We start from the raw sequence: 11,434 nt of genomic DNA, 5'->3' as shown, positions 1-11,434 counted from the left end.
CTTTTACCAATCAACTCTGATGGCATCTGGTAGAGGGGTTTGGGGGTAGTGGGTGATGGAGAAGGTTGTAGTGTTGGAGTGGGTGATGGAGAGGGTTGGGGACTGGGGGACGCAATGGGTTCAGAGGGACGGTTAGCCCGTTGTAGAGTGGCGGTTACCCCTCCGATTAAACCAGCGATCGCCACTAAAATCACGATCGGCAGCCAAAGCCATGGCCGAGATTCAGTAGTATTACTTGGTGTTAGAGTTCCCAATTTACCTGTAGTACTCGGACGAGGCACAGACGGCGGAACCAGGGCAATAGTGGCGGCTTGGCTGGTGGATGAAGGAGTGGGTGTAGTGGCTTGAGGAGTAGTTGGAATAGCCGTAAGTGACGTTTGGGGCAATAAATCCAGCCATTCCCGAATGGTTTGCGGTCGGTCTTCAGCATTCAGAGCCATTCCCCGCAACACCGCTTGATTAACCGCAGGACTCAGATGGGGTTGGAGGTCTCTGGGGCTTGGCATTTGGTGGCGATCGCGTAAAATAGAAGCCACGGGTATTCTGGCCGTCAGTATCGTATACAGGGTAGCCGCCAGTCCATAAACATCACTGGCAGCACTGCGACGCTGCGATCGCATATACTGCTCGATAGGAGCATAGCCTTCTGAAACTAAACTGGTATGGGTTTGGGTTAAATTTTGCTCATATTCCCGGGCAATACCAAAATCGATCAGCACCACTTCCTGAGTGCCTTCGTGCAACAAAATATTTTGGGGCTTAATATCCCGATGCAACACGCCCTTCTGATGGACAATCTCTAGCGCTGCTCCAATTTGACGGATATAATGAATCGCGATATCCTCACTTAAGGGGCGATCGGAATACACCAACTCAGCTAACGTCGGCCCTCGAATATAATCCATCACCATATAGGGTATCCCATCTTCCGTAAAGAAATCGCTCACCCGCACAATATGGGGATGTACACACAGCGCCAAGCGGCGAGCCTCATCCTGAAACTTCTGCTCAAACTCCTGAAAATTAGGCTGTTTCCGAATCGACTCATTCAAAGTTTTAATTACCACTATCTGATGCAGATAATGATGGGTCGCCTTAAACGTTAATCCAAACCCACCTTGACCCAGTTCTTCATCAAGGGTATATTTTCCTCCTTGCAGTGTTTTGACCATAGTTTCAGATATGTCGCTGTTGCCTAAAAAGGATTTCGATTTCAAGGTGAGATAGTTAGATTGTAGTCCAAATGACCTTGATTTTGATACAAAGATCCAATTGGCCATTGAGCAAAAACTAAAAGCATCAGAGCGCAATCAGCCAGTCAATCCCAAAGTTGAGTAGATAGAATAGCTAAAGGGGCGATCGCCGTTCAATCTATAAAAATTGACAGGATGACCTAGAGGTGACTGAGAATGGCGAGGATACCAACAAAGCCATAAAATACACCCACCACTTGGGTTTCTGACCATCCAGAGAGTTCAAGATGATGGTGTAGAGGAGCCATTTTCAGAATCCGTTTACCGATACCGTCGGGGCCTTTGGTGGCTTTGTAGTAGCTCACTTGTAAGATAACGGAGAGGGCTTCGATGACAAAGAGACCGCTGAGAATCAATAAGCTCCAGATGTTACCGCTAATGAGGGCGATCGCCGCTAAACCGCCGCCAAGAGCCATGGAGCCGGTATCTCCCATAAACACTTGGGCAGGGTTGCGGTTGTAGACCAAAAAACCAATACAACTGCCACTGACGGCAGCGCAGAGGATCATTAAACTCGGAGCAGTAGGTGCCAACAGAACGCCGAGGGCTAAAAAGGCGATCGCGCAGGTTCCTCCCGCTAAACCATCTAAACCATCTGTGAGGTTCACCGCATTACTTTCAGAAACCAGGGCAAAAGCCGCTATGGGCCAAAAGATAAAACCGAGAGGCAGGCTAACCGCTCCAAATAAAGCCACTGTGGTCAGATCTGCTGGTTGCGTCAAGAGCATCCACAGGCAAAAAACAACCGCCAATAGGGTTTGTAGGATCAGCTTCATCCGGGGAGAAATCCCCTTATTGGAGCGACGGCGGAGAATTTGCCAATCATCAATCCACCCGATCGTTCCATAGCCTAAGATAACGAGGGAAACGACTAGAACCAGGCGATCGCCACCCGAAGCCACCAGCGCCACCAGAACAGCTACTGGAATAAAAAAGATCCCTCCCATAGTTGGAGTACCCGCTTTCTTCAAATGGTCTTGCGGCCCATCTTCGCGGATAATTTGGCCAGCTTTAATCTTTCTTAAGGTCGGTACAGCCCAAGCCCCTATGAGGGTAGTCAGTAGGAACCCGCTCCAGAAGGGCAGACTCAGGGAAAACCAACCCTGGGATAATTGGTTCATTTGTAGATCTAACGTTAAAGCTGTCAGTCCCAGACCAACCAGTAAGATTAAAAATAGACGGGTTCCCCAGGGAAAGGAGAACCCCCCAAAGCTAAGTTTCGCGTCCACAGTTTGTCCTCACATTCACACTCACAGAAACACTCAATCTAGAGTTACAGCAGTTTTCGCGCTTTATGTAGTACATCTTTCTCCCCCTACCTTAGAAAAAGGAGCAGTAAAAGTCCCCCGATCTTCGGAGGATTTAGGGGGGATGGTTCTGACTGTACCTCATGACATCACGAAGCGCTGTATCGCTTACTCATCATTGATGGAATCATCATCGTCATCATAGTTATCATCTGCTCCATCCATCAGCTCGAGTTCGGAGATATCCACATCATTCTCTACAAACTCTTGCTCTTGGGGATCGCGGGCAGACATGCGTCCCGTTTTTTCCAACCAGTCTACTAGGGACTCGGTTTGAGGAGAAGGAAGAATAGGAGCCAGTTGAGAACGAGCGGTTTCTCGCAAGGAGGGGTTTTTGATCGGTACAAATTTGGCAGACATGGCTGAGAGAATAGGAAAATCCAATTGGTGATACTCATCTCTTTTGAGTTTATCAGGATTCTGGAAAGCCAGTTGTTAGCATAAGCATAGCTGTTAATGGTATAGGTCATTCACTTAGGAGGAATTATGATTGGTAAAGACCGTTTGTTAGAGGCGATCGCCGGCACGAATCGTGGTATATTGGCTTCAGCCACTGAAAAACAGGCCATTTTGTCCTATGTGGTGCAACTCGAAGAGCGTAACCCCAACCCTTGCCCAACCGAGTTTCCGGAACTTCTGAGTGGCGATTGGCGCTTGCTGTATACCACCAGTGCCGAGTTGTTGAATATCGATCGCATTCCCCTGTATCAGTTGGGCCAAATCTATCAATGTATTCGGGTTGATGAGCAGGCGGTTTATAATATTGGTGAACTCGATGGTTTGCCTTATTTAGACTCTCTCGTAAGTGTTCGGGCAAATTTCTCCGTAGTCAATGAGCGGCGGGTGAATGTGCGATTTAATCGAGGAATTTTCGGCCTGCAACGGGTTTTAGGTTATGAATCTCCCTCACAGATGATTGAGAAAATACAAGAGAGCGCCACCTTTTGGCCATTTGATTTCCCCATTAGTGAGGAAAATCAAAAAGGTTGGTTAGATATTACCTATTTAGATCGAGATTTACGCATTAATCGTGGCAATAAGGAGAGTGTATTTGTGCTAGCTCGATGTTAGCGTGCTACGAGCTGGGAAGGGGTAATGAATAATAGGGGATGGAAATGATGGAGCAGTTGAGCTTGCGCCTCTCTCAAGGTCATTTAAATATTTTGAGTACCTGTGGGCGTAAATTTCAATATATCTTTTTGGAAAAAATTCCTTATGTTGTTCCTGTGGAGCAACAGGAAAAATCTGAATGGGGAAGCCAGTTTCATTTGTTGATGCAACAGCGAGAATTAGGGCTACCCATTGAGGGAATTTTGGCACGTGACCCTCAATTTAAACAGGGTTTAGAACGGTTAATCACTGCTGATCCGGGATTGTTTGCAGATGAGGGGGATTTTCGGGAAAGTGAACACCAGCGAACTCTGGAGTTTGAGGGGTATTGGCTAACCGTGATTTATGATTTATTGATTTGCCGATCGCACCAGGCACAAATTATGGATTGGAAAACCCATCTGCAACCGCAAAATAGCGATCGCCTGAAACAGAATTGGCAAACCCGTCTTTATCCCTTTGTATTAGCCGAAACCAGTCATTATCCCCCGGAACAAATTTCCATAACCTACTGGTTTGTCAAAGGTGAAAATTCGTTACATAATCGAGCAACTTCTCTCGAATTTAAGTATAATGACGGGCAACACGAACAAACTAAACTAGAACTAAGTAAACTTTTATGCCAGCTTAATCAAGGGTTAAAGGACTATATCCAGGGAAGTGATTTTCCCCAAGTTCCAGTCAGCTCAAGTGAATGTACTCGATGTCCGTTTGCGCGGCGATGCGATCGCCTCTCCTCTGAAAAAGTGACAGAAGTTACAGTAGATTCTGAATTCTGGTCTCTCCCTCCCCTAGAAAGTATTCCAGAACTCCCCATTTAATAATTCTCGATTACCCATTCCCATTATGAAATCGCCTAATCCTTTTCCCTCAAACTCCCAATTCACCAATCCCCAATTGATGATTCCCGTATTGGGGGCATTTTTCCTAGTATTTATCGGTTTAATTTTTCGTCCCTTTGTCATCGTGAATGCTGGAGAAAGGGGCGTAGTCATGAAATTTGGTAAAGTCCAAGATGTCATATTGGATGAAGGAATTCATCCGATTGTTCCAGTGATGACAACCGTGCAAAACCTCAGTGTACGAGTCCAGAAAAATGATGTCAATGCAGAAGCTTCTTCCCGTGATTTACAAGATGTGGGCATGGAAATTGCCATTAATTGGCATATCGATCCATCACGAGTGAATCGAGTCTTTCAACAAATTGGCAATCACGAACAAATCCTAATTCGGATTATTACGCCCTCGGTTTCCGAAGTCGTGAAAGCCGCAACCGCCAAGAAAAATGCCGAAGAAATCATTACTCGACGCACCGAATTAAAACAGGAAATCGATCAAGCTCTGAAGCAAAGAATTACATCCTATGGCATTTTGATTGATGATGTTTCTCTGGTCAATGTCTCCTTTTCACCAGAATTTTCCAAAGCCATCGAAGCCAAACAAATTGCCGAACAAGAAGCAAAGCGGGCAGACTTTGAAGCCTTGAAAGCAGAAAAGGAAGCCCAAGCGGAAATCAACCGCGCCAAAGGACAAGCCGAAGCGCAACGACTGCAACGACAAACTCTAACACCGATTTTGCTGCAAAAACTAGCCATTGAAAAATGGGATGGTCACTTTCCGACAGTTATGGGCGGCCAAGGTGCGCTACCCTTTATTAATCTATCACCGGAAACTTTAGCCACTCCAGCGCCAGCCCAAAATCCTTGAGCCACTGTTTCCTACTATAAGGTAAACTATCGATGGGTTTTCCTTCAGTAGTCATTTTCGGGAAAGTCTTAAACATAGGGACTTTCAAGGAAGAAAAGGGTTTACCCATTACCAGCGCCAAGCGCTATAATTTCAGGACTAAGGAAAAATGAGCGATCGCCTAGACGAGAACCTAACCGCAGAACTCCATCGTTTGCATCAAGAGATCCGGAATCTGAAACAGGATCAAAAAGCCTTTGAAGCTCAAAATGAACTGCTCCGCACATTTACAAATTTAATGCGGACTTCGACAGGTTCCTTGATGCTGCGATCGGTTTTACAACAAACCTTGAAAATCGCTATTCAGTTTACAGAAGCAGAAGAAGGGAGCTTATTTTTCTTAGATCCAAAGGGAACAGTAGTCGCCAGTGTATTAGCGCGGGGGGCAACCATTCGGGATCATAAACAGGCGATCATTGGTCAAGTCTTAGACAAAGGATTAGCCGGTTGGGTGAATCATCATCGAGACATTGGTTTAATTACTGATACGAAAACCGACGATCGCTGGTTAACCCTTCCTGATGAGCCTTATTTGGTGCGTTCAGCATTAGGTGTGCCCATTTTTCGCTCTCAAACCCTTTTGGGAATTTTAACCCTCATGCATCCTGAACCGGGATATTTTACGGAAGATACCGCAAGTTTAATGGAGAAAACAGCCGAGCAAATGGGGGTAGTGTTGGATAATGTCCGGCTGTATGTAGAATATCAAAAACTCGAGCGTCCCTCTTCCATACCAGAAAAGAGTGCTGAAGAACCCTCCCACGAAGAAGACTCCTTAGACAAGTTAGGATTCTATATGCTCACAGAACGAGGAAAGTTTGTCTATGCGAATCGGCAGTTAGCCAATCTATTTGGCTATCGATTTGCAGAATTAGTCGGTTTAGAGTCATTTCTGGATTTAATGGCAGTGGAAAGTAGGCGCTCTGTATTCGATCAAATTCACGAGTGTTTTCAGGGCGATCGCAAGCGGTTAAGCTATCAGGGTAAAGGTCGATGTAGTGATGGTAAGCTGATAGCGATCGATCTCTATGGAGAACGAACCAAACTCTATGGCAAGTTGGTCATTATTGGTGTAGTCCAGCAATGCTAGAGTAGGAGTTTTTAAACTCTTATAATTGTGATGCCATGCAATGCGAGGTTGCAAATTTTGTGTCAAAGCTGACCCTACATTTACTGATTATTATCGTTATTGACTCAGATAGGGTTTCGCTTGCAACGTAAAGACATTTTGGGATTGATTATATTCTATCTGCTCCACCACATAGAGATGATCGCTGGCAACTTGGAGAATGCCGCGAATTCTGCCTCTAGACAGAAAACTTAAATCGAGCCGAAAATGGCCAATGTCTGGATCGAGTTTTTGAATCTGATTGGCAGGAATATCTAAAATTAAAGGCTTTTTCTCTTCTTCACCCTCTTCTCCACGAATCACTAGCCTCCTTCCCGGTGTTAACCAAGTGTCTGAATCTCGATCAAATTGAACTGAAGATACAGTTTCCCAGTCTATCTTTCGACTCTGATTACTTCGTTCTAGAGTTATCGATTGTGGATTAATGTCGATCGCTCGTCCCGATAGAGTCGTTCCATCTTTCAGGGCAATTTGGGCAACTTCCGGTAAGGCAACGGTAAGTTGTTGCTCGGTAGATTGAGCTTGAGCAATGCTGGAGGTAGGGGCTATTTTGGATGTAAATACAGGTAGGGAGAAGTTGGCATAACACAGGAGCGTACATGCGAACAGAGAAGCTACCTTAATTACAGTTTTCATAGCGGTAGAAGAGCAATAAATCCTATAATACTGAGTATAGCTCGTCTCCGATAAACCATTGTGTCTACTCCTCCATCCCAGAATGAACCGAGCATTTTACGCCGATTTGCCAGTTTAATTGGCTTGCTGGGAGCTGCTTTGTTTTTTATGGGTTGGATTTATCGTTCGGTCTATTTTTTCCAGTTTAGCTTGGAATTGACGACGTTGGAATTGCCCGTCCAATCTTTTTTTATTGTGCCCATCCAAGTGATTTTAGGGGATACTCGTGCCATTCTCCGGGCGATCGTTGCGTTAGGGTTAATGATCAATGGCATTTATGTGACGTTATGGGGGATTAAAAAGTTAGAGAAACTGAATAAGATGGTCAAAATTCGCTTGCCCTATCCTCGAAATTCAAAAAGTCGATGGGTGCGGTTTTTATGTCGCCAGATGTACTCTTTAATAACGTTTAATCCTCTAGATTTTGATTCGATTAAGTTTCTGCGTTCCTTAGTTGATGAAACGGTGATTGTGGCTTGGGTATTATTGATTTTATTTCATTTAGCCCAAAGTCAGGCGATCGCCGATGTCAAACGAGATATTGGCCCCAATTCTACGTTACCCGTTGTTACGCTGATTACACCAGAAGATCGACTTCCCCTCGGTAGACTGCTGGAGGATGAATTTATTGACCCCTCTGTGCAAGGCTTTCGCTTTTTTGGGGATCGTGAGGCGTTCAAGAATATTCTAGCTAAAGAAAACACAGACGTTCGCGGCAAGCAACCCAGAGTTTGGCGCTTGCTCCTAGAGCGAGATGGTTGGATTTATTTGATTGACAGTTCTCTAGAAGAGCCTCAAACCCGAAAAGTCCCTCCTGTCGTTGCCATTCAGAAAAGTATTCACGGCGATCAACTCATGATCCTCAATCCTACATTTCATGGCGATCAATAGCGCTTTGCGCTAGGGAATAGTTAGGAATCGTAGTGGCGCGTCAAGCTTAAAATGGTGGAATAGATTTGTTTTGTAGTGAGGGCTTGAGCAATCTCCAGCTAGGCTTTTAAGCACTAAAGTGCTTACTACAAACAATACCCTATTTTAGCCTGGTCACGCCACTACTGCCGTGACTAGAGAAACCTTAAACCATTCCCCCCATCTCCCCATCTCCCTATCTCCCCACTCCCCCATTCCCCCACTCCCCCACCATCCTACCGGGGATCGCCGATGAGGATAAACGGTGACCAGAAAAACGGATGCCTGTTCACTTGATTGAGCTTCGCTTTCCGTAAGGCTTCCCCTTGGGTCATGCCTTCCTGGACATACTGGTAAAAATCGCTCATTAACCGTTGCGTAGATTCATCCGCCACATTCCACAAACTGGCCATCACCGCTTGCGCTCCCGCCCGTTCAAACAGGTAAGCGACTCCAGAAATCAAATTTCCCTCTACATCAGCTTCGCGGGCGGTTTGGCAGGCGCTGAGGGCAATGAGTCGGGTGTGGTTCAACCCCAGTAAAGCAGCATCGGTGATGGGCCAGGTGGTATCGGCAAATAGAATGGTGTTGGCTGCCATGTCCAACTTTTTACACCCATCTTTTTGAAAACAGCCGTGGGTAGCCAGATGGAGGAAGGCAAACTTGGGCGCTTGGGTTTTGAACTGTTCTAGGGTAGCGCCATGATTCAGGTAAGCTTGACTGTTGGCAAACAGTTGGGTAATAGTGTTGACTTCTGCCTCCGCTCCGGGTAGATGTTGCGGAGGGTGCGGAACTGGGTTACCGAAAGCAAGAATAGCATTAGATTTAGCGCTGGGTTGGCGGTTGGGGGGCGTTTTCGAGAGGCGAGTCAGGTAGTTGATGGGGTATTTTTCGATTAACTGTTGGTCGCTTTCTTCGTCGTAGAGGGTTTCAAAGGGGAGATAGCGCAGTTGTCCGGTGGCGATGATGCTCAGGTGTTGCGGTTGATAGGCGTTGATTTGGCTTTCGATGGGACGGATGAGAATGTTGTAGAGTTCGGCGCTGGTTTCGGTGTAGGTGGTATCGCTACGATCTTGCAGTTGTTCCAGGTATTGGTCAAGGAGTTGGTTAAACTGCTCCACATCCAGGGAGGTTTGCACCACCTGGAAACTGTCGCGGGTGAGCAGAAACAGAGCCAGGGTATTGGGAACGTTCGTAACATTGGCGAGGGGAACGGGTTGCAGGACAAGGATTCCTTCGGGGATGGTGGCTTGTAGTTGCTCGATGTCGGTGGGAGTGGTTTCAAAAATATCGGCTACTTCGGGGAACTGTTGGGCTATTTCTTCTCCAAGTTTAATATTTTCGGTCTCTAGGGTACTGATGCGGCGGGAAAGTTCATCGGAGGAGTCGAGTTGCAGTTGTCGTCTCAGGTTTTCGATTTGTTGCCAGCGCTGGTTATATTCGTCGATGAGTGTTTGAGCTTGGGGGTTTTGGACTTTCGCACCGAGTAGGCGAGTATAGTCGGCCAGTTCGTAGGTGGTGACGCGGTTTATCCAGGTATAGGCTTCTTTGGGTTGGTTTTGTTGGATGAGGAAGGAGGTTAGGGCGATAGAATGACCTTGGTTTATTTTGATAAAACTTTGCCGATTTTCTTGTTTCAGGTTACTGCGGAGACTGAGGATTATTTCCAGAGATTTTTCCCAGTGTTCAATTGCTTTGTCGGGTTGCTTGGTATCTCGGTAAAATCCAGCCATATTACTCAAAATTGTCGCCTCTCCCCCTCGGTCTTGCACTTCTTGGAGAATAGGTAGGGCTTGCTGATAACACTCTATAGCTCGTTGCTGTTGACCAGTATTGTTATAAACTAACCCCAAATCATTCAAGGTTGCCGCCTCTCCCCCTCGGTCTTGCACTTCTTGGAAAATGGGTAAGGCTTGTTGATAATACTTTATGGCTTCTTCTGATTTTCCGGTGCGGTAGTAAACCGATCCCAAATTCTTCAAGGTTGCTGCCTCTCCCCCTCGATCTTGCACTTCTCGACGAATGGGTAAGGCTTGTTGATAATACTTTATGGCTTCTTCTAATTTTCCGGTGCTTTCGTAAACTAGCCCCAAACCATTCAAGGTCACCGCTTCTCCCCCTCGGTCTTGTACTTCTTGGAGAATAGGTAAGGCTTGCTGGTAATTCTCTATGGCTTGTTGTGGTTCTCCGATGCGGTGGTAAACTGACCCCAAATTATTCAATGTCGCTGCCTCTCCCCGTCGGTCTTGCACTTCTTGGCGAATGGGTAAGGCTTGTTGGTAATACTCTATGGCTCGTTGTAGTTCTCCAATACTTTCGTAAACCGACCCCAAATTATTTAACGTTGTTGCCTCTCCCCCCCAGTTTTGAACTTCTCGGACAATGGGTAAGGCTTGCTGGTAATTCTCTATGGCTTGTTGTGGTTCTCCAATACGGTGGTAAACTGACCCCAAATTATTCAATGTCGCTGCCTCTCCCCTTCGGTCTTGTACTTCTCGGAGAATAGGTAAGGCTTGTCGATAATATTCTATGGCTTGTTGTGGTTCTCCAATACGGTGGTAAACTGACCCCAAATTATTCAATGTCGCTGCCTCTCCCCTTCGGTCTTGTACTTCTCGGAGAATAGGTAAGGCTTGTCGATAATATTCTATGGCTTGTTGTGGTTCTCCTATGCTGAGGTAAACTGACCCCAAATTATTCAACGTCGTCGCCTCTCTTACCCAGTCTTGGACTTCTTGGGAAATGGGTAAGGATTGTCGATAATACTCTATGGCTCGTTGCTGTTCTCCTATGCTGAGGTAAACTGACCCCAAATTATTCAACGTCGTCGCCTCTCCTCTTCGGTCTTGCACTTCTTGGAGAATAGGTAAGGCTTGTTGATAATATTCTATGGCTTGTTGTGGTTCTCCGATGCTGTCGTAAACTGAACCCAAATTATTCAACGTTGTTGCCTCTCCTCTTCGGTCTTGCACTTCTTGGAGAATAGGTAAGGCTTGTTGATATGCTTCTAATGCCGCTTGGGGTTTTCCTATATCATCAGAATTTCGACCAATTCCTAACCATGCAATGGCTTCTATTTCCTTAAGTTGTAACTTTTTGGAAATGGCTAACACTTCCTGCCAAACTTCTATAGCTTTTTGTGCTTTTCCCTGTTGTTGCAGTTGAAGTGCTTGGTTTATTAACTGTATGATCGTTGCTTCAATTTCTTCTGCCGAAGGTTGCTGACTTTGCGCCCAACTGGGTTGCTCTCCCACCGTCACCATTACCGGAGTCATCCACACTCCCAGCGCTACCAGAGTTCCGAC

General features: G+C 46.1%; 10 protein-coding genes. 5 read left to right on the top strand and 5 right to left on the bottom strand.

Annotated features, from left to right (window positions below; genetic code table 11):
- From AC3A14_RS22360 to AC3A14_RS22350, 3 genes are all read right to left on the bottom strand, one after another.
- Positions 1–1,172 (bottom strand): serine/threonine protein kinase (locus AC3A14_RS22360; protein WP_487779169.1); only part of this gene is annotated, 1,172 nt, incomplete at its 3' end.
- A 221-nt stretch (positions 1,173–1,393) separates the two neighbouring features.
- A complete protein-coding gene (mraY, locus tag AC3A14_RS22355) occupies positions 1,394–2,482 on the bottom strand; it encodes a phospho-N-acetylmuramoyl-pentapeptide-transferase (protein WP_318732350.1) in 1,089 nt (362 codons plus the stop codon).
- Between the two features lie 186 nt (positions 2,483–2,668).
- Entirely contained in the window at positions 2,669–2,920 is a 252-nt protein-coding gene (locus AC3A14_RS22350) for a DUF3134 family protein (RefSeq protein ID WP_318701121.1), read from the bottom strand.
- 126 nt (positions 2,921–3,046) lie between these two features.
- Here AC3A14_RS22350 and AC3A14_RS22345 point away from each other — a divergent pair, with 126 nt between their 5' ends.
- The 4 genes from AC3A14_RS22345 (at position 3,047) to AC3A14_RS22330 (ending at position 6,506) form a co-directional block, all read left to right on the top strand.
- Positions 3,047–3,631 (top strand): PAP/fibrillin family protein, encoded by a 585-nt coding sequence (locus AC3A14_RS22345; RefSeq protein WP_318719454.1) that lies wholly within the window; start codon positions 3,047–3,049, stop codon positions 3,629–3,631.
- 44 nt (positions 3,632–3,675) lie between these two features.
- A complete protein-coding gene (locus tag AC3A14_RS22340; protein ID WP_318732351.1) occupies positions 3,676–4,491 on the top strand; it encodes a PD-(D/E)XK nuclease family protein in 816 nt (271 codons plus the stop codon).
- Between the two features lie 79 nt (positions 4,492–4,570).
- Positions 4,571–5,377: a prohibitin family protein gene (locus tag AC3A14_RS22335; RefSeq protein ID WP_413038655.1), complete on the top strand. Its 807-nt coding sequence runs from the start codon at positions 4,571–4,573 to the stop codon at positions 5,375–5,377.
- Positions 5,378–5,525: 148 nt separating this feature from the next.
- Positions 5,526–6,506 carry a GAF domain-containing protein gene (locus tag AC3A14_RS22330; RefSeq protein WP_318732352.1) on the top strand — a complete coding sequence of 327 codons (981 nt, stop codon included), beginning with the start codon at positions 5,526–5,528 and terminating at the stop codon, positions 6,504–6,506.
- A gap of 96 nt (positions 6,507–6,602) precedes the next feature.
- Here AC3A14_RS22330 and AC3A14_RS22325 read toward each other — a convergent pair whose 3' ends face one another.
- Positions 6,603–7,181: a hypothetical protein gene (locus AC3A14_RS22325; RefSeq protein ID WP_318732353.1), complete on the bottom strand. Its 579-nt coding sequence runs from the start codon at positions 7,179–7,181 to the stop codon at positions 6,603–6,605.
- Positions 7,182–7,241: 60 nt separating this feature from the next.
- On the opposite strand from AC3A14_RS22325, the gene AC3A14_RS22320 reads away from it, so the two are divergent.
- Entirely contained in the window at positions 7,242–8,111 is an 870-nt protein-coding gene (locus AC3A14_RS22320; RefSeq protein ID WP_318732354.1) for a hypothetical protein, read from the top strand.
- 254 nt (positions 8,112–8,365) lie between these two features.
- On the opposite strand, the gene AC3A14_RS22315 is transcribed toward AC3A14_RS22320, so the two are convergent.
- Positions 8,366–11,434 (bottom strand): CHAT domain-containing protein (locus tag AC3A14_RS22315; RefSeq protein ID WP_487779168.1); only part of this gene is annotated, 3,069 nt, incomplete at its 5' end.

This window comes from Roseofilum sp., from assembly GCF_982964205.1.
The sequence above is the reverse complement of the archived record's forward strand: the minus strand, read 5'-3'. Positions and strand labels throughout refer to the sequence as shown.